Here is a 21797-nt window from a genome sequence, read left to right as displayed (position 1 = left end):
TCTACACTTAATTGACTATTAGCGCAAAGGCTCTACACAGAGCCCTTCCCCTACGCTCCGCTCAAGGATTAGAGTGGAGCCGTTTTTTTACTGCTTAGCTTGCTTAAACAATTTGAAAAAGTTACTCGTAGTGACTGATTCAACTTCTTCTATTGATAGGCCTTTTAATTCAGCCAGAAAATTTGCGACTTCTCGGGTATAAGCCGGTTGATTTTCTTCTCCTCGATGAGGAACCGGGGCCAAGTATGGGCTGTCGGTCTCAACCAGAATTCTATCTAATGGTATCTGACGAAAAGTCTCTTGTAACTGTTTCGCAGAATTGAAGGTGATAATTCCAGAGGCTGATATGTAGAATCCCATCTCAATAGCGGCCATGGCCATATCTAGACTTTCTGTAAAACAGTGTAATACACCGCCACAACTTTCAGCTTTATGTTGCTTAAGCAGTTTTAGGGTATCTTCTTTAGCATCTCTAGTGTGAATGATTAGCGGCTTGTTGTATTCAACGGCTAATTCTATTTGATCAATAAAGACACGTTGTTGTAATTGTTTGTGTTCTGCAGCGTAAAAGTAATCGAGGCCCGTTTCACCAACGGCAACCACTTTGGGCTGGGACAAATACGATGCCAATATTTCTTTATCAAAGGGTTGGTCTTGAACATACAGCGGGTGCATACCACAAGAAGCAAACACATTTTCAAACTGCCCTACTTTCTCCATCATTACTGGAAACTTATCAGGAGAAATTGCAACAGCTAAACAGTAATCAACGCCTGCTGCTTTAGCTTTGGCTAAAGCATCGGCAACGTTGTCGTGTTTAGTTTCATAATCTAGGCGGTCTAAATGGCAATGTGAATCTACTAACACCGGGGCTAATCCTTGAATTGTGAAAATATTGGGTATAACTGGAGGCTAATGTTTAAGCTAGGAAACTCTTCTAGCTGTTTTTTTAGCGAAATGAGTTCTCGATAACAACCATTAAGACAGTCTACTGACAGGCTCTCTGTCTGCAGTTGCGGGTATAAAGAGGGTCTAACTAATCCAGCTTGCAAGCTTATGGCTAAGGCCAGCGTATGCGATAACCAACTTAACTTTTGGGTATCTTTTTGTAAGATGTCGGCAAGCTTATTTATTTTACCTTGTGTCATTAATTGAAACTGCTCAATGAACAATTCCAATTCACTAAATTGCTGCTCGCGGTAAAACTCTAATACCCTAAGCGGAGAGCTATTACAAAAACGGTATATTAGCGAAAAGTTTTGGTCTAACCTAATCTTTTGCTTAAGCAACCACTGCTCTGCCATTTCAATGCTAGGCGTTTTAATGTTAACGACTTGGCAACGACTAAGGATAGTGGGCATCGCTTTGAATGGTAAATGATTGATTAGAATGAAGTGAGTATCATTTACTGGCTCTTCTAAGGTTTTTAGCAATGCGTTATTGGACGCGTCGTTCAGTAAACTAATGTCACTGATAATCGCCACTTTACTTGAGCCTAATGAACTCGTTTGGCCAGCCCAGCGGCTTAATTCACGAATATCATCCACTTTAGGTTTGTCTTGAGATATTTGAAAGAAGCCACCATGGGTGCCTGCTTCAAATATTTGGCAGCTATGACATTGATTACAAGCTTGATGCTGCTGAGTTGAACACAGTATAGTCTTAGCCAGAAAACGGGCTAACTGCTGCTTACCTAAACCTTGCTCTCCCCTTAACAACACGCTTTGTGGAAAGTTTTGCTCATGCAATTGTTTAGAAAGCGTTTTCCAAGTGTATCCTAACCACGGCAAACTCATCGTTGTTTTCCCAGTTATAAACTTTCTAAATACTGCTCTAATATACTTACGATATCGTTAGCAACTTGTTGCATATTTTGGCTAGCGTCAACAATCTTAATATTGTCGCTGCTGTTCGCCTGATGCAAGTAAACGTCTCTACTTCGTTCGAAAAAACTTAGCGCTTGTTGTTCAATTCTATCGAGCGCGCCCCGGTTTCTAGCACGGCTTAAACCCAAGCTGGGTTCTATATCAAGGTACAGTGTTAGGTCAGGTTCAAAATCACCAATCGCGATCTGCTTAATGGCTTTTAACTTCTCTACACCAAGCTGTCTTCCGCCACCTTGGTAGGCTTGCGAGCTAAGATCGTGGCGATCTCCAATTACCCATGTTCCCTCATTTAAAGCCGGTTTGATCGTAGTTTCTACCAATTGAGCGCGAGCGGCATACATGAGCAGTAGCTCTGTACTATCACAGACTTGCTCACCACTTACACCTTCTTTAACAATACTGCGAAGCGCTTCAGCTATTGGCGTACCACCGGGCTCTCTGGTGTTTATAAAATCGATATTATGCTTTGATAACATCGATTGAATCGCGGAAACAGCAGTGCTTTTACCAGCACCCTCTAAGCCTTCAATTACTACAAATTTTCCAGTGGTCATGATTTACTTCTTTAAAATGTATTTGCGAACTGCACGGTTATGTTCAGCGAGATTTTTTGAAAAATAGTGTTCGCCGCCGCCCTTAGCCACAAAATAGTAATAATCTGAATCCTCAGGATTTAGCGCAGCAGCGATCGCGTCTTCACTAGCCATAGCGATAGGCGTTGGCGGTAAGGCTCTAATGACATAGGTATTATATGGCGTAGCCTCGCGGAGGTCTTTACGTCGAATATTGCCATCATAACGCTCACCCATCCCATAAATGACTGTCGGGTCGGTTTGTAAACGCATACCTTTATTGAGGCGATTTACAAACACCGAAGATATACGTGGGCGTTCAAACTTGGCGCCTGTTTCTTTCTCAATAATTGACGCTAAGATTAATGCTTGATATGGAGAGCCAATAGGTAACGACTTAGCTCGCTGTTGCCATTGTTTATCTAAGGCTTGGTTTAACGCAAGATAAGCGCGTTTTACTATTTGCTCAGCAGCGGTGTCATGCACAAAGAAATAAGTTTCTGGTAACAACAAACCTTCGAGCTTGGTGTAATCACTCTCAAGCCAGGTCAATAATTCTTGCTCGCTCATCTCACTGGCGACTATACCGTCAGTTTGATTAAGCTTTTGCCAGAATTGTTTAAACGTTTCGCCCTCAATTAAACTAACTTTCAACTGCACCACTTTGCCGCTTGCAAGAATGTCGTTCAACTGTGCTAGGCTTAACTCTTCCGGTAATTGATAACGCCCCACTTTTATGTGACCGAGTTCTGGATTAAGTTTAAACCAAAGTTTTAACCACAGGTTGTCGTCTGCCGTGTTGCTAAATACAGTATCTTTTACTCGGTAAAAGTTGTCACCAACATCAACCGACACTTGTTGAAGCTGACTCGTTCTTAATAACTGCCACTGCTGCTGCATAAAACTGTTAAGCCAAACAGCGCCACCTGTTGCGATCATCAGCAATATAACAAAGGCTAAAGTAAACTTACGAAACATGATTCACCAAATGTTGAAACCAACGACATGTGTCGTTTTGTTGAAATACCTGCTCATTGAGCTGCCTCACAGGCGCGAACTGTAAAAGTGAATTACTTATAAAAACTTCATCTGCATTGATGATGTCGCTAATTGAATAGCTACCTAGCTTAACACTGAAGGGAGATCCCTTGGCATTATCCAATAGAAAATGTCGCTGAACGCCTGCCACACCGGACCCTTTCAGATCAGATGTATAAATATTTTTTCCTTTAACCCAAAACAAGTTAGATGCAACACACTCAATCACATGATCAAAAATATCAACGCAAACCAAGTCATCAAACTGAGATTCATCGGCTTCAATTTTCATCATTACTTGTTCTAAGCGGTTTAAGGTTTTTACCGCAGAAAAACTTGAGCCGCTAGCTAAGCGTTGCTGCGCTATACCTAGGTGCAAGCCTTGTTCTCGCCAATTTGGGTAACTGGTGGGTAAAGCACCCGTACTGATCAAGCAGTTCGGAGAAACAGATTTAGGTAAGCCATAGCCTCGCCCGCCTACACCTCTAGTGATAACAATCTTTGCTACACCGTCTTTAAGGTTTTCTATTTTAAGCAAGAGCGCTGCATAGAGCTCATCGAGATCAATAAGTGGAAACTTAAGAGCTTGCGCTGCATTGAGTAACCGTTGCCGGTGGTAGCTCCACAGCATAGGCCGGTGGTTTTTAATCAACACCGTTGTAAAAAAACCATCGCCGTAATTCAGACCACGGTCTGCACTGTTAAGCCCTTCAACTTGCAAAGCTAATTCCCCAAATATAAAAAAGCCTGATGATAACATCAGGCTTCGAATTTATTGTAACGCTAACCAACAATCAATCGCTAATCTTTTTAAATACCAATGAACCATTAGTACCACCAAAGCCGAAAGAGTTCGATAAGGCATAATCGATTTTAGCGTTTCTAGCGGTACCCGCTACATAATCTAAATCACAGCCTTCGCTTGGGTTTTCTAAATTAATGGTGGGTGGAGCGATCTGGTCGCGAATAGCGAGAACAGAAATAATAGCTTCAACAGCGCCAGCTGCACCCAATAGGTGGCCAGTCATTGATTTAGTCGAGCTAACTAATACTTCATTTGCATGTTCGCCAAATACCGTTTTAACGGCTTGTGTTTCTGCAATGTCACCAGCGGGTGTTGAAGTACCATGAGCGTTGATGTAGTCGATGCTTGCAGCGTCGATACCTGCATCTTTTATCGCTGCTGCCATAGAGCGCGCAGCGCCATCACCATCGGCAGGTGGTGACGTCATGTGGTAAGCGTCTCCGCTCATACCAAAACCGACAAGTTCTGCGTATATCTTAGCTCCGCGGGCTTTAGCTGCCTCGTATTCTTCTAGAACCACTACGCCAGCACCGTCACCTAGCACAAAACCATCGCGGTCTTTATCCCAAGGACGACTAGCCTTAGTTGGGTCATCATTACGCGTTGATAGCGCTTTAGCGGCGCCAAACCCTCCCATACCTAGATGGGTAGATGCTTTCTCTGCACCACCGGCCAGCATAATTTCAGCATCGCCGTAGGCAATCATTCTTGCTGCGAGGCCAATAGCATGGGCACCCGTGGTACACGCTGTGGTCACGGCGATATTTGGACCTTTCAGGCCTTTCATTATCGATAAGTGACCAGCAACCATGTTGATAATGGTTGATGGAACAAAAAACGGACTGATTTTACGCGGTCCATTTTTTAAATAACTTTCATGGTTTTGCTCAATTAAGCCTAATCCACCGATTCCAGAACCAATCGATACACCAAAGCCATCTGCGTTTTCTTCCGTGACTTCAATACCCGCGTCATCAAAAGCCATTAGCCCTGCTGCCACACCATATTGAATGAACGCATCCATTTTACGAGCATCTTTACGGCTCATGAATTTTTCGACGTCGAAATCTTTGATTAAACCCGCAAAACGAGTTGGGAATGCTTCGATATCGAAGTGATCAATCGGTCCAATACCACTTTGACCAGCTTTAACGGCTTGCCAGGTTAATTCAGCGGTATTACCTACAGGTGATAACGCACCGATGCCGGTAACAACGACTCTACGCTTAGTCACTGAAGTGCCTCCAAGGGGGGATTTGCTTATCTTAGGGGGAATGCAAATGGGCGACTGATGTCGCCCACTTTTTTACTAATCTTGATTATTTAGAACGTAATCAATTGCAGCTTGTACAGTAGTAATTTTTTCAGCTTCTTCATCTGGAATCTCAGTATCAAACTCTTCTTCCAAAGCCATAACCAATTCTACTGTATCTAAAGAATCAGCGCCTAGGTCGTCTACGAAAGAAGCTGCATTTTTAACTTCGTCTTCGCTTACGCCAAGTTGCTCGATGATGATTTTTTTAACACGTTCTTCAATTGCACTCATGACAATATTTTTCCTTAGTAAATACGCTTCTGCGTTGTTGCGATAGTGTATTCAAACACAGATACTTTGCAAGCCTAACCGTAGTGGTCTAACCACGTTTTTAGTAGTTATTTTGCTAAAAAACTTGCGATCTATCAATTTTTTGCACATTTTTTAAGCCTTCGCTCAAACCATGTACATTCCACCGTTAACGTGAATTGTTTCGCCTGTTATATAGGCCGCGTCTTCGCTCGCGAGAAACGCGACGGTTTTGGCGATTTCTTGAGCATCACCTAAACGTCCCATAGGCACCTGCGACAAGATAGCATCACGTTGTGTCTCGTCAAGTGCGCGCGTCATATCTGTTTCAATAAATCCGGGGGCTATCGCATTAACTGTGATCCCGCGAGAAGCGACTTCTCTAGCTAATGACCGAGTAAAACCCAATACGCCAGCTTTAGCTGCAGAATAGTTCGCTTGTCCGGCGTTACCCATAGTACCGACCACTGAACCAATACTAATGATACGACCATTACGCTTCTTCATCATAGAACGTAATACGGCTTTACTTAAACGAAAAACTGACGTGAGGTTAGTATTGATAATATCTTCCCATTCATCGTCTTTCATACGCATCAGTAAGTTATCACGGGTAATACCCGCGTTATTAACCAAAATATCGATGTCGCCGTAGCTAGCTTTAATATCTACAAATAATTGCTTAATGGATTCGCTATCGGTTACGTTTAAGGTTAAACCTACGCCGTTGTCACCCAAATAGTCGCTAATAGCTTGTGCGCCGTTGTCAGAAGTCGCTGTGCCTATAACTTTAGCACCTTTAGCGATTAACGCCTCTGCGATACTTCTTCCTATACCACGGCTCGCGCCGGTAACTAGTGCAACTTTACCTTGCAAAGTCATTTAATTCTCTCCGTTACTTATTATCTAAAGCAGACTTAACTGATGTTAGATCATTAATTGCAGCTGCAACTAATGGTTTATGAATTCGTTTTGCTAAACCAGTGAGTACTTTACCTGGACCACACTCATATAAGGTATCAACGCCTTTGCTCACCATTGTCTCAACGGTTTCAGTCCAACGTACTGGACTATAAAGTTGTTTGATCAAAGCTAACTTGATCGCTTTTGCGTCGGTTTCAATCGCTACATCAACGTTATTGATAACGTCAAACTGAGGTTCAGAAAAAGTAATCCCTTCTATATACCCTGCAAGTTCGTCAGCTGCAGGCTGCATTAAAGCACAATGCGAAGGCACACTTACTGGTAATGGCAGTGCGCGTTTAGCGCCTGCTTCTTTACAGAGTACGTTGGCACGTTCAACAGCAGCTTTATGGCCAGCAATAACAACTTGGCCTGGAGAGTTAAAGTTTACCGCGGTAACCACTTCCGATTCAGCCGCTTGCGCACAGGCGTCAAGAATTTCTTGATTACCTAAACCGATAATCGCTGACATCGCGCCAACTCCAGCAGGTACGGCTTTTTGCATCAACTGCCCGCGGTATTCAACGAGCTTTAAGGCATCGGCAAAATCCAAAACGCCAGCACAAGTTAATGCCGAGTACTCACCAAGACTGTGGCCAGCTAACATGCTTGGTTGGGTGCCACCTAATTCGTTCCATAGACGCCAAAGCGCGACCGACGCAGCTAACAAGGCAGGCTGAGTGCGACTAGTATCATTTAGTTCTTCAGCTGGTCCGTTGGCGATTAAGCCCGCTAAATCGTAACCCAATACGTCTGACGCTTGCTGAAAAGTATTGGCTACCACTGGGTATTCGCTAACTAATTCAGCTAACATGCCCACACTTTGTGAGCCTTGCCCTGGAAATACGAACGCTAATTTACTCATTATCTATCCTAATAGTTAAAATCTGACTAGGGCACTGCCCCAAGCAAAACCGCCACCAAATGCCTCTAACAATACTAGCTGTCCGCGCTTAATTCTTCCGTCGGTTACCGCTTCATCAAGAGCAATAGGCACGGAAGCAGCAGAAGTATTGCCATGTCGATCTAAGGTCAGAACAACCTTATCTAAAGACATAGATAGCTTTTTAGCGGTTGCTTTTATAATTCTAAAGTTGGCTTGATGGGGTACCAGCCAATCCAACTCTGCTTTTTCAATGCCGTTTGCCGCAAGTGTTTCTGTTACAATTTCACTTAAACGGGTAACCGCAACTTTAAACACTTCATTGCCACTCATCGTCATATAAGATTCCATTTGAGTTCCAGACATCCCTCTTTGTGGATGTGGCAACTTAAGCAGATCTCCGTATCGACCATCAGCGTGAATATGGGTTGATAATAATCCGGGCTGTTCACTGGCGCCTAGCAATACAGCACCTGCGCCGTCACCAAACAAGATGATAGTTGAACGATCATCGGGATCACACATGTGAGAAAGTTTATCCGCACCAATAACCAGCGCATTTTTAACTAAACCACTTTTTATGTATTGATCTGCAACGCTAAGCGCATAGGTAAAGCCTGCACAAGCAGCCGCAATATCAAAGGCAGGCACGCCAGGCAATTCAAGTTTGGCTTGTACTTCACAAGCGGCTGCCGGAAAGGCATTTTCGCTTGAGGTAGTAGCAAGAATGATCAACCCAATCTGGTTTTTATCTATACCTGCGCGCTCAATGGCCAGTTCCGAAGCATGATAGCCCATGTCGGCGACTGACTCGTTATTTCCAGCGATACGACGTTCTTTAATTCCCGTTCGAGCGGTAATCCACTGATCACTGGTTTCGACCATTTGCTCTAGATCGGAATTGGTTCTGACGTTACTTGGCAGGTAACTACCTGTAGATAATATTTTTGAGTACATAAGTGACTTAATGCTTATCAATTAATAATGATTCAAGTTTGTCGGTAATACGGCTTGGCACTTGTTGCTGTATTTCGGCAACCGCTTGGTGAATAGCTTGTAAAAATGCCTCTTCGTCGGCATGACCATGACTCTTAATGACAATTCCGCGCAATCCTAACAGACTCGCGCCGTTATACTGGTCGGGGTTCAGTTGCTTGAGCTGTGATTTTAGGCTCGGTAGAAATAATTTTAATACAAAACGTGCGAACCAATTTACATCAAATTGCTTTTTTAGTTTTGACAAAATTAATTGAGAGACACCTTCGGCGGTTTTTAAGGCGATGTTGCCTACAAAACCATCACATACTATAACATCTGCCTTGCCACTAAATATTTGATTACCTTCAACAAAGCCAATGTAATTAATTGAACTTGAGTTTTCAAGCAGTTGAGCTGTTTGTTTAACGACATCATTACCTTTTATTTGTTCTTCACCGATATTTAACAGCGCTACTCTTGGGCTATCCAATTGCCAAACGCTTTCGGCTAAGGCCGCGCCCATGACTGCAAATTGCATCAACACGTCAGAATCGCAACTAGAGTTTGCGCCAAGGTCAAGTAGAAAGCTTCCTTTACCATTTTCTTCTGGTAGATGACTAACTAACGCTGGGCGCTCGATACCAGGTAATAATTTTAACACCACTTTAGCCATCGCCATTAACGCCCCGGTATTCCCGGCACTCACGCAAGCATCGGCTTGATGTTGATGAACCATATCTAGAGCTAAACGCATCGAAGATTGTCGACGAGAACGAAGTGCGGTAAGAGGTTTATCGTTTGCAGTAACGACTTGTGTAGTATGAATAAAGGTAAGCCGTGGATGTTGGGCTAAATTATGAGCAACTAAAAGGGAATTGATGAGCTGCTTGTCACCAAACAAGGTGATATTAAGATGAGGATAAAAGTTAAGTGCCTGCGCGACGGCAGGCACTGTAACTAGGGGGCCAACATCGCCCCCCATTGCATCAACTGCAATTGTAATTTTTTGCAAAATGCAAAAATTTACTTGTTAATAACCTTGTTACCACGGTAGTAACCGTCAGCAGTAACATGGTGACGACGGTGAAGCTCACCTGATGTAGCATCAGTAGTTAATGCAACATTATCTGCAATTGCATCATGTGAACGACGCATGCCACGTCTTGAACGTGTAACTTTACTTTTTTGAACAGCCATTGACCCAGTCTCCTAGTCTTTCTTTTTTAAACTTTCTAACACTGCAAACGGATTCGGTTTAGATTCTTCTTCCACCACTTCGATTTTTCCAAAGACTTGTTCATTTTGCTTAACCTTACAATCCTCTAAAGGATGTTTAGCAATAATTGGCAACGATAGTAACAACTCGTCTTCAATTAATTCAGCAACAACAAAGTAATTGTCATCATCTAATTGTAGCGGTTCGTAATCTTCTGGTAACTCATCTATTTGCGATTCATCGCAGACTGGCGAGTAAGTAAACTCAACGTCGATAGGGAAACTAAATGTTTCATTACAACGTTGGCACTCTAACTCAACCTCAGTTAACGCTCTGCCTTGAACGACAACCAACCCTTGAGGGTCAGTTCCAAAGCGTAACCAGACGTCTACATCACTATTCACTTTCAAAATCGCATCGTTTAAACGGGGCAATCGTATGACCTCAAGCAAGCCTTGATAGTCTAACTTTCGTTTCGCCGTCTTGAACGGGTCGATTTCTACTGGTAATTTCACTTTCTGCATAAGGCGCGCATAATATAGTTACGCTCAGTGATAGTCAAAACAATTTCTGCTTTTTTCATACTCTTAGGCATCGTAAATGCTAAAGATTGGGTTTAAAATCATCAGACTTTCAAAATTGGTTAAAAAATGATGGAAAATCGCTTAGTTCTTGCCTCTAGTTCCCCTTTTAGAAAACAGCTGCTTGAGAAAATTATTCCAAGCTTTCTAACATTTAATCCAGATATAGATGAAAGCCCTCACACTGACGAAACCGCTGAGCAGTTAGTGTTGCGATTAGCCGAGCAAAAATCTTTAGCAGGTGCTGAACGATTTACTCAACACCTTATTATAGGTTCGGATCAAGTGTGCAGTATTAACCAGAAAATTGTTGGCAAACCGGGAAACTATCAAAACGCGGTAAAACAACTTACCGACGCCAGTGGTCAGATTATTACCTTTTATACCGGCCTCGCTTTGTATAACAGCGAAACCAAACAGCTTGTGAGTATAGTCGATACCTTTGATGTTGGCTTTCGCCAACTCAGTCCTGCACTAATCGAGCGCTACCTAAAACAAGAGCAACCTTATAACTGCGCAGGTAGCTTTAAAAGCGAAGGTTCGGGCATTGTGTTATTTAGCCACTTACGCGGCGATGATCCAAATAGCTTAGTAGGCTTACCACTAATAAAGCTTTGTGAATTGCTAGAACAACAAGGCGTAGAGCTACTCGCTCAGTAAACGAAAAGAAGGAGGTCTAGCCTCCTTCTTTTACTACAGTGGTGTCAACTTGTCGCAATAAGCTTGTAAACTTGACTCTAAAGGCGCGGTTAAATGCATCTCTTTTTGTGTCGCTGGATGTTCAAAGCGAATTTGCCAAGCATGCAAAAACAATCGGTTTAAGCCCTGAGCAGCAGATTCGGCCAATAGCTCTCGGCTCGTATATTTGTCATCACCTACAATACTGTGCCCCTGATATAAACTGTGCACCCTGATTTGGTGAGTACGGCCAGTGACAGGGCTCGCTTTCATTAAGGTCATATCGGCATAGCGTCGTTCGATACGATAACGTGTTAATGATGGTTTTCCTTCTTGATGGTCAACAATCACTATTCGCTCGCCTGAAGCTACTGCATTTTTTCGTAGCGGTGCATCTACGGTTCTAACCGCTTTTGGCCATTGGCCATGGACTAACGTTAAGTAATCCTTCTGGACAACCTTTTCTCTTAATTGCCGATGTAGGTCTCGCAAGCTACTACGTTTCTTGGCAACCAATAATAGGCCTGATGTATCTCGGTCGATTCGGTGTACCAGTTCAAGGTAACGACAATCCTGACGAAGAGAGCGTAAAGCTTCAATGACGCCAAAGCTTAAACCACTGCCACCGTGCACGGCCATACCAGAGGGTTTGTTAAGTACTAACAAGCAATCATCTTCATAGACAATGTGCTGTTCTAACTGAACCACTTGATTGAGTTTATTTGACGGTAAGCCGGTTTCTTCGGCTACCCTAATCGGTGGAATCCTTACTATGTCTTCTGCGGCGATCTTATATTCTGGTTTTATCCGCTTTTTGTTAACCCGAACCTCTCCTTTACGCAAAATGCGATAAATACGACTTTTAGGCACTCCTTTAAGCCGCTTTAAGAGAAAGTTATCTATTCTTTGTCCAGCCTCGTCGTCACTTATTGTGACCATCTGAACCGCTTTATTTTCGGTATTCATAGCAAAAATTGTAACATGCTCATAAATAATTTGATGGAAAAATATAGCTTTGCTATATTTGTAAGGCTTAAAGTGCCCGTTTTTAATGGTTTTCCTTATTTGGCACCGCCACCAAGCCCTATATTTTTGCAAAATTAGCTAGCTTGGTGATAAGAATTTTCATAGCAACCTGATAGGCAATCACAAGTATTTGCCTTAAATCAAAGCTAAATAGAATAGATTATACAGTTCGGCAACAAACAATTGTTGCGGGGCTCTTATTTATACAAGCGCCAAAATGCGCCCTAAAGACTAGAGCAGCTAACCGTGAGGTTACCTACATAACTCTAACTATAAAACACAGGGTCTGGCCATTTAAGGCAGGTTATGTGCTGCTTAAGAGGTTGTTTTAATCAAACAAACCCCAAGGCAACATAAATGAAAAGAATGTTAATTAATGCAATGCAGCTTGAAGAGATGCGCGTTGCATTGGTCGATGGTCAAAGATTATATGACCTAGACATCGAAAGTCCTGGTCATGAACAAAAGAAAGCGAACATTTATAAAGGTAAAATTACCCGCGTAGAGCCTAGCTTGGAAGCTGCTTTTGTAGACTATGGCGCAGATCGACACGGTTTCCTACCAATGAAGGAAATTGCCCGCGAATACTTCCCTGAAGGCTACGTATATCAAGGTCGTCCAAGCATCAAAGAAGTGGTTAAAGAAGGCCAAGAGGTCATCGTTCAGATTGATAAAGAAGAACGAGGCAATAAGGGCGCAGCCTTAACTACTTTTATTAGTTTAGCCGGAAGTTACTTGGTATTAATGCCCAATAACCCGCGAGCTGGCGGTATATCTCGACGCATAGAAGGTGATGAGCGAACCCAATTAAAAGAAGCGATGAACGGTCTAGAGTTGCCAAATGGTATGGGCTTAATCGTTCGTACTGCTGGCGTAGGCAAATCTGCTGACGAATTACAATGGGACTTAAAAGTTCTGTTGAATCATTGGGGAGCGATTACCGAAGCATCTAAGTCAAAACAAGCGCCGTTTCTGATTCACCAAGAAAGTAACGTTATTGTTCGTGCTATTCGTGATTATTTACGCCGCGATGTTGGTGAGATATTGATCGATAACCAAACTATTTTTGACCAAGCTAAAAAACATATTGAACTCGTTCGCCCAGATTTTGTTAGTCGCATTAAGCGCTATGATGGCGAAGTTCCAATGTTTAATCATTATCAAATTGAGTCGCAAATTGAATCAGCCTTCCAACGTGAAGTTCGTCTTCCATCTGGTGGTTCGATTGTTATTGACCCAACTGAAGCCTTAACCTCTATCGATATTAACTCTGCTAGAGCAACTAAAGGCGGAGACATTGAAGAAACCGCTCTACAAACAAACTTAGAAGCCGCTGACGAAATTGCTCGCCAATTACGCCTACGTGACTTAGGTGGTTTAGTCGTTATCGACTTCATCGATATGACTCCAGTTAAGAATCAACGAGAAGTAGAGAATCGTTTCCGCGATGCGGTTCGTCAAGATCGAGCTCGTGTGCAAGTAGGACGAATTTCTCGCTTCGGTTTATTAGAGATGTCGCGTCAGCGCCTTCGCCCTTCCCTTGGCGAATCAAGCACTCATATCTGCCCACGTTGTAGCGGTCAAGGTACTATTCGGGATAACGAATCTTTAGCGCTGTCTATTTTACGTTTATTCGAAGAAGAAGCGCTTAAAGAAAATACCTCTGAAGTACATGCACAAGTACCAGTGCCTGTAGCCGCATATTTGTTAAATGAAAAACGTGTAGCGATTAACAAACTTGAGAAACGTCATAATGTTCGTTTAATTATCATTCCTAACCAACACATGGAAACGCCACATTACGATGTGACACGTCTACGTAGCGGTGAAGAAACTCAAGAAACTAGCTATCAGTTAACCACCGAAAACCCATCTCCGGTTTATCAGCCTAACCAAGTAGCTAAAGAAAAAATTGAAGCTGAGCAACCTGTTTTACAAGGTTTTGCAGCACCCGCTGCTCCAGCCGCCCCGGTTGCCAATAAACCGGCTAAAGCTGTAGTTAACGCTCAATCAGATAGCCCGTCATTGTTAAGTCGCTTAGCTAGCTTCATTAGTGCTTTATTTGCAGGTGAAGAAAAACCAGCGCCGAAGAAGCAGACAAAAACGAGTAGCCACGACAAATCAGATAAACGCAATGGCCGTCGTAACAATCAACGAAACAATCAACGTAACGACAAACGCAATAATAAGCAGCAAGGTAGAACTGAGCGCCCAGAGCGTAAAGAACGTACTGAGCGCTCTGAACGTACAGAAAGACCTGAAGGCGCTAACAATCGTCGTCGTAAGGATACCCGTAACAAACCTAAGCGTGATCAAGCTGTCGTTGAATCAACAAAACCCGAAGCATCGGTTCAAAAAGACGCTGCGCCAAAAGAGCAACAGTTAAAGGAACGTAGAGAACGTCGCAATTTGCGTAAAAAAGTTCGCATGAATGCCGATAAACCGGCAGAGCAAACAACACCTGTTGAAGCTAAACCGGCTGACACTGCGCCAGTCAAAGCCGACACCCAAGCAGTAGCGGCCCCAGCGCCAGCAAAAGCTACTGAAGGTACTGATGCTCCTAAGCCAAAACGTCGTCGTCGCTCATCAAGTAATGCTGGGCGCAAGCGTTTTAATGACTTACCGAAAGCAGAACAAGCTAATGCAGATGCGGTAGATTCTCGCTACCCAGAATCTGAGCAAGCATCTAGCACTGCAGCTGCAAAGCCTGTGAAAGCTGAAGCCCCTGCTGAGCCAGTAAAAGCTGAAACGCCTGCTGAGCCAGTAAAAGCTGAAGCCCCTGCTGAGCCAGTAAAAGCTGAAGCACCCGCTGAGCCAGTGAAAGCTGAAGCACCCGCTGAGCCAGTAAAAGCTGAAACGCCTGCTGAGCCAGTGAAAGCTGAAGCCCCTGCTGAGCCAGTAAAAGCTGAAGCCCCTGCTGAGCCAGTGAAAGCTGAAACGCCTGCTGAGCCAGTAAAAGCTGAAGCACCTGCCGAGCCAGTGAAAGCTGAAACGCCTGCTGAGCCAGTAAAAGCTGAAGCACCTGCCGAGCCAGTGAAAGCTGAAGCACCCGCTGAGCCAGTGAAAGCTGAAGCCCCTGCCGAGCCAGTAAAAGCTGAAGCCCCTGCCGAGCCAGTAAAAGCTGAAACGCCTGCTGAGCCAGTAAAAGCTGAAACGCCTGCTGAGCCGGTAAAAGCTGAGGTTAAACCTAAGCGTAGTAATCGCGGTAAGTTGAAGCCAAGCAAAGTTGAAGGCAAAGGCGCTTCTTCTGCGGCTATGGCAAAGCCCGCTCCAGCTGTTGTGAAACCAGCAACAAGTGAAGAAGTGAAAAAACCATACGTACGTAAGCCTATTACCACTGGTACACGCAGAGTCACTAGTAGTAGCTCTACGACCTCTTCGCAAAGTCCGATGACTAAGCCTGGAGCTTAGCTTGAACTAAGCGGCGCACATAGAGCGCCGCTTAAGTAATCTCAATCAGGTCTTTATACAACAAAAAAACCGCGGTCAGAAATGACTGCGGTTTTTTATTTTCTATTATCTGGGCATTCAACAGTTAACGATCAATCCTTGAATAAACGTCCTTACACTCAATGATAAAAAAGAGTTAAGCGACCTTAGTTTCAAAGTAAACAACACAGGACAATGAGGTGGTAGAACAAGCAGTAAATATTTGAATGACTCTGCACTTACGCAATAAGGGTATACTCTGTCGAGTAAGCACCTTTAAGTGGCCTTGATAGCGTGGCTGTAAGCCGTTGTTGGTTTTTTGATACCCGTGCCTGCTTAATGAACTTGGACTGCTAAGCGTTGATTTATGACGATTTAGGAAAGATTAAGGCTGAAGGTAAGAAGAAATGAAGAAAAACTTAAACTCGCTTGTTTGAATAAACGAGTTTAAGTCTGAACTACGCTTGTAAGACTATGCGTTGCCCTTAACTTTCAGTTTGTTTGACTGCGCAAAACCTAGCATACGGTTAAGTGGTATTAAGGCTTTTTCGATAAGCGATTCATCTACAAATACTTCTTTACCATTCGCGTCGACCAGGGCTTCCTCTATCGATTGCAAGCCATTCATCGCCATCCAGGGGCAATGCGCACAAGAACGACAGGTTGCCCCATTTCCGCCTGTGGGTGCTTCGATAAGCTCTTTGCCTTCGCACACTTGTTGCATTTTGTAAAAAATGCCTTTATCGGTTGCAACGATCAATTGCTTATTAGGTAAGTGTTGGGCTGCAGCGATAAGTTGACTCGTTGAACCGACTGCATCGGCCATAGCGACGACACTTTCTGGAGACTCAGGGTGAACCAAAATAGCCGCATCGGGATATTGTATTTTTAACTGACGTAAGGCTTTGGCCTTAAATTCGTCGTGAACGATACAAGCGCCTTGCCATAACAACATCTCTGCGCCAGTTTGTTTCGCAACATAGCCACCTAAGTGTTTATCAGGAGCCCAAATAATTTTATGCCCTTCGGCATCTAAATGCTCAACCACGTCTACTGCAATGCTCGATGTTACCACCCAATCAGCTCTGGCTTTTACTGCGGCAGATGTATTTGCGTATACGACGACGGTATGCTCTGGGTGCTGGTCGCAAAACTCTGAGAATTCTTTTTCTGGGCAGCCGAGATCAAGTGAACAGGTAGCCTCTAAGGTTGGCATGATTACCGTTTTCTCGGGGGTAAGAATTTTAGCTGTTTCACCCATAAATCTAACGCCAGCAACTAATAAAGTTTTAGCAGGATGATTATTGCCAAATCTTGCCATCTCTAATGAGTCAGCAACGCAACCACCCGTTTCTTCGGCTAAGGCTTGTATTTCAGGATCGGTATAATAATGGGCTACCAATACTGCATCTTTCTCTATCAATAGGCGCTTTATGCGCTCTTTATATTCAGAGCGCTGCTGCTCATCTAATTTGAGCGGCTTTGGCGGGAAAGGATAAATTGACTCGTTGAAGAATTCTAACTCAAGCATAACTACATCTGGGATGTTAATGATTCGGACATTATACACCGAGCTAATTAAAAATGTCAGTTATTGGACTAAAGAATTAGTAGGCTTAAAGCAATAAACTAGGGAGAGATATTGGTGGGTTGTGAAGGATTTGAACCTTCGACCAATTGATTAAAAGTCAACTGCTCTACCAACTGAGCTAACAACCCAAAAGTGATAATGTTTCAACAGCAGTGGTGGGTTGTGAAGGATTTGAACCTTCGACCAATTGATTAAAAGTCAACTGCTCTACCAACTGAGCTAACAACCCATTACTGTAAAAACCTATTTTAAACGAGCCGATTTGGTGGGTTGTGAAGGATTTGAACCTTCGACCAATTGATTAAAAGTCAACTGCTCTACCAACTGAGCTAACAACCCAAATCGTCGTAAAATAGTGGTGGGTCGTGAAGGATTTGAACCTTCGACCAATTGATTAAAAGTCAACTGCTCTACCAACTGAGCTAACGACCCACTATGCGCGGTAGTAGATTGGTGGGTTGTGAAGGATTTGAACCTTCGACCAATTGATTAAAAGTCAACTGCTCTACCAACTGAGCTAACAACCCTAACTAATCTAACACTGCTGAAATCCAAAGTGGTGGGTTGTGAAGGATTTGAACCTTCGACCAATTGATTAAAAGTCAACTGCTCTACCAACTGAGCTAACAACCCACTTTGAACTTCAATTAAACCCGGTGCATTTTGCTTGCGCAATTGACCTGACTCAACGGCGGCCTATGATACGGATTTAAGACTGTTGTGCAATAGTAATTTGAATCTTTTTTTCTAAGCGTTCAGCAATTAAGCAACCAGCTTCAAGTTTGTACAGATTTCTGAATTTGCTGCACTTTACTGCTGAAAACTAAGGTTAAAACTGTGCTAATCGATTTTTAGCCAAACCGGCGGCTGCACTGTTAGGGTGTTCTTCGACTACCCGTGTAAACAAGTTCTTTGCTTCTTCGTTGTTATTTTGAAATTGCGCAATGATACCGAGTTTTAACAAAGATTCAGCAACCTTGTTAGATTGAGGGTAATCATTAACAACTGTATTAAACTGTTGTGATGCCTCTGCGCGCTGACCACGAGTATATTGTAGCTGACCTAGCCAATAATGCGCATTAGGGGCATAGCTAGATTTAGGAAAGTCGCTAATGAACGTTTCGAATGCGGGAATGGCTGCATCGTAGTTTTTATCTTGCATCACTAACGCAACCGCTGCGTCATAGGCTTGGTCTTCACCTACGGCCGTTGGCGTAGCGACGGCTGTAGCTTGAGTCGTTGTTGCTGACGTTTGTACTTGGGCGAAGCGACGGTCTAACTCTTGATAGATCTCGCGCTGGCGCTCAATCATCTGTTCAATTTGATAATTTTTTTGTTCAATTTGACCGACCATCGTTGACATGCTGTCTGACAGTTCTTCAACTTGGTTCTGCATATCCAACTGGACTTGATTTCGCGCTTGGATCATTCTCTCTAAGCGCTCTATACGTTGCTCTATGCTTAAATTACTTGAACTAAGCGCGCTACTACTTAATGCAACCGCGCTGCCGGTTCCGGCTTCTTCAACAGGTGCTGCTGCCAACACATTTGCTGATAATAAAACGGCTACTGAAGTAGCCGTAATCATTTTAAATTTCATAAATCACTCTACACGTTTAAGCGTATTAATAAACTAACACAGCGCGACGGTTCTTAGCCATAGCTGCATCGGTATGCGAGTTATCAACCGGCTTTTCTTCGCCGTAGCTAACTATTGAGATTTGTGAAGCTAGTACACCTAGACTTTGCAAGTACTTAGATACTGCCTTGCCGCGGCGTTCACCTAAAGCGATATTGTATTCTGGTGTACCACGCTCATCGGTGTGGCCTTCTATAAGCATCGTCACTGATGGATTGTCACGTAGGTAACTAGCGTGTGCTTCTAAGATCTCAGCAAACTCATCTCGAATGTCGGAACGGTCAAATTCAAAGTAAACCACTTGGCTTTGACGTAACTCTGCTGCTTTCTGACGTTGCTCTTCTTCACCACTCAAGATTGGGTCAATGGTGCCAGTCTCTACCCCACCCGCTGTTTGGCCATCAGTCGTCTCTTCAATTACCATTCCGCCAGCTTTCTCTTGCTCACTAACGTCACTGTCACTTGTTTTATTGGCACTACAGGCGGCTAAACCGGTAAACGCTAAGCCTAAAATAAGAGTTTTGAATAGTCTTTCAAATTGCATTATGGATTCCTTGTAATCTCATAGTGTTTTAGTTCAAGAACGGAGACCATGCCGGAGCACGAACGCTTCCTTCTTTTGCTGGTAAGGTAGCTTTAAAACGTCCATCCATAGACACCAATGCCAGTACCTGTCGCCCATTTGCTACAGTACTATACATAATCATACTTCCATTTGGCGCTACAGTTGGGGATTCATCTAATTGGGTTCGGGTTAATACCTGTACATAGCCAGTATCAAAGTCTTGACGGGCGATTCGGTATTGCCCGTTGACTCGGCTTACCATCACCAAAGCAGACCCGTCGGGTGTAACAGTACCGCCAAGGTTCATTTCACCTTCCCAAGTGACTCGATTTACCTTTTTAGTATCTAGGTTCACTCGATAAATTTGCGGTTTTCCGCCTCTTTCTGAAGAAAACAACAATTCGTTTCCTGATGGCGACCAAGTGGGTTCAGTATCAATACGACGATTCTTAGTTATCCGTGACAAATTTTTAGAGGCAAGGTCCAGTACGTAAATATCTGGTTGACCATCCTTAGATAACACCATGGCGAGTTTCTTGCCGTCAGGCGACCATTCTGGTGCACCGTTAATACCGTTATAAGTGGTTAAACGGTCATTTTGCCCAGTGTATACGTCAATGGTATAAATTTCTGCTTTCTGATTTTGAAAGCTTACATACGCAAGCTTTTTACCATCGGGCGACCACGAAGGAGACATTAATGGTTCTTTCGAACGGACCAAGGCTGATTCATTATAACCATCGTAATCGCTGACTCGAAGTTGATAAGGCATAGCAGCTTCTAGATCAACGACTACGTAAGCAATACGAGTTAAAAATGCACCTCTTTCGCCGGTTAACGACTGATATACACGATCAGATATTAGGTGCGCCATTTGTCTGAGCTGCGCTTGAGCGACACTCTTATATCGGTCTAATAGTATGTGATCTTGCTTAGTGACTAGTTGGCCGTCTTTAAGCTCTTGTTTATTACCAGCAGTAATTTGACCACGCAGTACATCAACAAGTATGTAGCTTACTTTAAACTTCCCCCCTTCTACAGCTTCAACTTTTCCCGTTAAGACTGCTTCTACCCCTAGTGCAGCCCACGCTTCATAGTCGATTTGCTCTAGCGTTTGTGGGGTTTGTGGCATATCACTTATCGCCACTGGATTAAACTTACCACTGCGGCGTAAATCCGCAGCAACCACCTTTGACAAGTCTAGTGGAGCTTGACCATGACCTTGCCAAACAAAAGGCACAACCCCTACCGGTCGAGCACTGTCTACACCTTCGGTGATTACGATTTCGAGGTTAGCTTGAGCAACACTTATAAATGAAAACACCAAGCTTACACTCAACAACAGTTTTTTTATCATCTCAGCTATTCCGGTTTTAAGGTTAAAGTAATATTTTTCATTTGAGCGAATACTTCTGGATCTCTAGATACAGGTAAAGTCACTGCTTTTTTAATTGCTCGGCGCGCAGATTCACATACCGCTCGATCCCCTCGCCCTGGGCCTGTATCAATGACAAGGCCGCTAGAAGCTAAGGTAATATCTATACTACACTGCTTGCCTAGCATGCTGGGCTCGGTCAACCAATTACGTTGAATTGCTGACATGATCAAGGCGCGATACTTATCCACTTCACCCAACACTTGCTTCTGACGCCTAGCATTTAGCTCGGTAGCCCCTTGTTCTAGCATTGCTTTTTCAAATTCAGCTTCTTGACGGGCCATTTCTGCTTGGCGCTCTCGTTGGGCTTTTTCTTTTGCTGCTTTCTCAGCAGCCACTCGAGCCTCTTCCTCTTTGCGCACTCTTAATTGTTCAGCTTCTCTGGCAGCCTGTTCAGCTTTACGAGCGGCTTCTTCGGCTTTTTTAGCGGCGGCTTCAGCTTTCTTTTGTTGTTCCAATTTACGTTGTTTATCGGCTTCGGCCGCGGCAGCTGCTGCCACAGCGGCTGCTTGTTGTTTTTCTTTTTCTACCCGTTGCGCCTCTGCTTGTTGGGCTTTTTTCTGCTCGAGCTTTTGTTTTTCTTGAGCGCGGCGGGCTTGTTCGTCTGCTTTACGCTTGGCATCTTCTTGCTGGCGTTTTTCAAGCTCAAGTTGTTTAATTCGCTTTTCTTCAGCTAAGCGTTTCTTTCGCGCTTGCTCGGCGTTTTTCTCTGCTTGAGCTGTGCGCTGTTTTTCTTTATCTACTTTAGCTTTTTGCTGTTGCTTTAAGCGTTCAACTTGCTGCGTTACTTGGTTTATATCAACCGCTGTTGCATTAATAATCGGTGCGCTAGGTGTTGGCTCTAACTTAACCCGTTCAAAATCTACCGACCACACCAGTGCTATAAACAGCACGGCGTGTAGCAAAATTGAGATAATAACCGATAGGCTAAATGGCGACTTCAATGCT

The 21797-nt window shown here is 43.6% G+C and carries 21 protein-coding genes and 6 tRNA genes; 2 read left to right on the top strand and 25 right to left on the bottom strand.

The features are described 5' to 3' along the window. Positions 1 to 87: 87 nt before the first annotated feature. From ACVFI8_RS21385 to yceD, 13 genes are all read right to left on the bottom strand, one after another. Complete coding sequence (locus ACVFI8_RS21385) at positions 88 to 867, bottom strand: TatD family hydrolase (RefSeq protein ID WP_248715501.1); 780 nt, start codon at positions 865 to 867, stop codon at positions 88 to 90. Positions 868 to 872: 5 nt separating this feature from the next. Beyond that, complete coding sequence (locus ACVFI8_RS21380; RefSeq protein WP_248715502.1) at positions 873 to 1796, bottom strand: DNA polymerase III subunit delta' C-terminal domain-containing protein; 924 nt, start codon at positions 1794 to 1796, stop codon at positions 873 to 875. 14 nt (positions 1797 to 1810) lie between these two features. Next, positions 1811 to 2440 carry a dTMP kinase gene (gene tmk / locus ACVFI8_RS21375; RefSeq protein ID WP_248715503.1) on the bottom strand — a complete coding sequence of 210 codons (630 nt, stop codon included), beginning with the start codon at positions 2438 to 2440 and terminating at the stop codon, positions 1811 to 1813. Positions 2441 to 2443: 3 nt separating this feature from the next. Continuing rightward, a complete protein-coding gene (gene mltG, locus ACVFI8_RS21370) occupies positions 2444 to 3436 on the bottom strand; it encodes an endolytic transglycosylase MltG (RefSeq protein WP_457872628.1) in 993 nt (330 codons plus the stop codon). Next, a complete protein-coding gene (gene pabC, locus ACVFI8_RS21365; protein WP_457872627.1) occupies positions 3426 to 4217 on the bottom strand; it encodes an aminodeoxychorismate lyase in 792 nt (263 codons plus the stop codon). The genes mltG and pabC overlap by 11 nt, the downstream gene beginning before the upstream one ends. A gap of 73 nt (positions 4218 to 4290) precedes the next feature. Continuing rightward, positions 4291 to 5535, bottom strand: a complete 1245-nt coding sequence (fabF, locus tag ACVFI8_RS21360; protein WP_248715506.1) for a beta-ketoacyl-ACP synthase II — start codon at positions 5533 to 5535, stop codon at positions 4291 to 4293. A gap of 75 nt (positions 5536 to 5610) precedes the next feature. After that, the gene (gene acpP, locus ACVFI8_RS21355) at positions 5611 to 5847 is read right to left on the bottom strand and encodes an acyl carrier protein (RefSeq protein WP_248715507.1); all 237 of its coding nucleotides are present in this window, start codon (positions 5845 to 5847) and stop codon (positions 5611 to 5613) included. Positions 5848 to 6012: 165 nt separating this feature from the next. Next, positions 6013 to 6747: a 3-oxoacyl-ACP reductase FabG gene (gene fabG, locus ACVFI8_RS21350; RefSeq protein WP_248715508.1), complete on the bottom strand. Its 735-nt coding sequence runs from the start codon at positions 6745 to 6747 to the stop codon at positions 6013 to 6015. A gap of 13 nt (positions 6748 to 6760) precedes the next feature. Beyond that, on the bottom strand, positions 6761 to 7693 hold the full coding sequence (gene fabD, locus ACVFI8_RS21345) for an ACP S-malonyltransferase (protein WP_248715509.1): 933 nt from the start codon (positions 7691 to 7693) through the stop codon (positions 6761 to 6763). A gap of 15 nt (positions 7694 to 7708) precedes the next feature. Continuing rightward, positions 7709 to 8668: a beta-ketoacyl-ACP synthase III gene (locus ACVFI8_RS21340; protein ID WP_248715510.1), complete on the bottom strand. Its 960-nt coding sequence runs from the start codon at positions 8666 to 8668 to the stop codon at positions 7709 to 7711. A 7-nt stretch (positions 8669 to 8675) separates the two neighbouring features. Continuing rightward, positions 8676 to 9701 (bottom strand): phosphate acyltransferase PlsX, encoded by a 1026-nt coding sequence (plsX, locus tag ACVFI8_RS21335; protein WP_248715511.1) that lies wholly within the window; start codon positions 9699 to 9701, stop codon positions 8676 to 8678. Positions 9702 to 9712: 11 nt separating this feature from the next. Next, a complete protein-coding gene (gene rpmF / locus ACVFI8_RS21330) occupies positions 9713 to 9886 on the bottom strand; it encodes a 50S ribosomal protein L32 (protein WP_248715512.1) in 174 nt (57 codons plus the stop codon). Between the two features lie 12 nt (positions 9887 to 9898). Continuing rightward, positions 9899 to 10429, bottom strand: a complete 531-nt coding sequence (yceD, locus tag ACVFI8_RS21325; RefSeq protein WP_248715513.1) for a 23S rRNA accumulation protein YceD — start codon at positions 10427 to 10429, stop codon at positions 9899 to 9901. 129 nt (positions 10430 to 10558) lie between these two features. Between yceD and ACVFI8_RS21320 the strand changes: the two genes are divergently transcribed. Then, the gene (locus tag ACVFI8_RS21320) at positions 10559 to 11146 is read left to right on the top strand and encodes a Maf family protein (protein WP_248715627.1); all 588 of its coding nucleotides are present in this window, start codon (positions 10559 to 10561) and stop codon (positions 11144 to 11146) included. Between the two features lie 33 nt (positions 11147 to 11179). Here the strand turns inward: ACVFI8_RS21320 and rluC are convergent, their stop codons facing one another. Further along, the gene (gene rluC, locus ACVFI8_RS21315) at positions 11180 to 12130 is read right to left on the bottom strand and encodes a 23S rRNA pseudouridine(955/2504/2580) synthase RluC (RefSeq protein ID WP_457872626.1); all 951 of its coding nucleotides are present in this window, start codon (positions 12128 to 12130) and stop codon (positions 11180 to 11182) included. A gap of 417 nt (positions 12131 to 12547) precedes the next feature. Between rluC and rne the strand changes: the two genes are divergently transcribed. Then, complete coding sequence (rne, locus tag ACVFI8_RS21310; protein WP_457872625.1) at positions 12548 to 15601, top strand: ribonuclease E; 3054 nt, start codon at positions 12548 to 12550, stop codon at positions 15599 to 15601. 490 nt (positions 15602 to 16091) lie between these two features. Here rne and nadA read toward each other — a convergent pair whose 3' ends face one another. From nadA to tolA, 11 genes are all read right to left on the bottom strand, one after another. Continuing rightward, entirely contained in the window at positions 16092 to 17150 is a 1059-nt protein-coding gene (gene nadA / locus ACVFI8_RS21305) for a quinolinate synthase NadA (protein WP_457872624.1), read from the bottom strand. 112 nt (positions 17151 to 17262) lie between these two features. Beyond that, positions 17263 to 17338: transfer RNA gene (locus ACVFI8_RS21300), tRNA-Lys, on the bottom strand. Positions 17339 to 17363: 25 nt separating this feature from the next. Then, positions 17364 to 17439, bottom strand: a tRNA-Lys gene (locus ACVFI8_RS21295). A gap of 34 nt (positions 17440 to 17473) precedes the next feature. Further along, positions 17474 to 17549, bottom strand: a tRNA-Lys gene (locus ACVFI8_RS21290). Between the two features lie 17 nt (positions 17550 to 17566). After that, positions 17567 to 17642 (bottom strand) — tRNA-Lys (locus ACVFI8_RS21285). Positions 17643 to 17661: 19 nt separating this feature from the next. Continuing rightward, positions 17662 to 17737: transfer RNA gene (locus tag ACVFI8_RS21280), tRNA-Lys, on the bottom strand. A 30-nt stretch (positions 17738 to 17767) separates the two neighbouring features. Continuing rightward, positions 17768 to 17843: transfer RNA gene (locus tag ACVFI8_RS21275), tRNA-Lys, on the bottom strand. A 196-nt stretch (positions 17844 to 18039) separates the two neighbouring features. After that, complete coding sequence (gene ybgF, locus ACVFI8_RS21270; RefSeq protein ID WP_457872623.1) at positions 18040 to 18810, bottom strand: tol-pal system protein YbgF; 771 nt, start codon at positions 18808 to 18810, stop codon at positions 18040 to 18042. A 25-nt stretch (positions 18811 to 18835) separates the two neighbouring features. After that, positions 18836 to 19393 carry a peptidoglycan-associated lipoprotein Pal gene (gene pal, locus ACVFI8_RS21265; protein WP_248715518.1) on the bottom strand — a complete coding sequence of 186 codons (558 nt, stop codon included), beginning with the start codon at positions 19391 to 19393 and terminating at the stop codon, positions 18836 to 18838. A gap of 28 nt (positions 19394 to 19421) precedes the next feature. After that, positions 19422 to 20771, bottom strand: coding sequence for a Tol-Pal system beta propeller repeat protein TolB (tolB, locus tag ACVFI8_RS21260; protein WP_457872621.1), 1350 nt, complete (start codon positions 20769 to 20771; stop codon positions 19422 to 19424). Positions 20772 to 20776: 5 nt separating this feature from the next. Then, complete coding sequence (gene tolA, locus ACVFI8_RS21255; protein ID WP_457872619.1) at positions 20777 to 21793, bottom strand: cell envelope integrity protein TolA; 1017 nt, start codon at positions 21791 to 21793, stop codon at positions 20777 to 20779. Positions 21794 to 21797 lie beyond the last annotated feature (4 nt).

It is taken from the genome of Agarivorans sp. MS3-6 (genome assembly GCF_054112545.1).
This window is presented reverse-complemented; position numbering and strand designations above follow the sequence as displayed.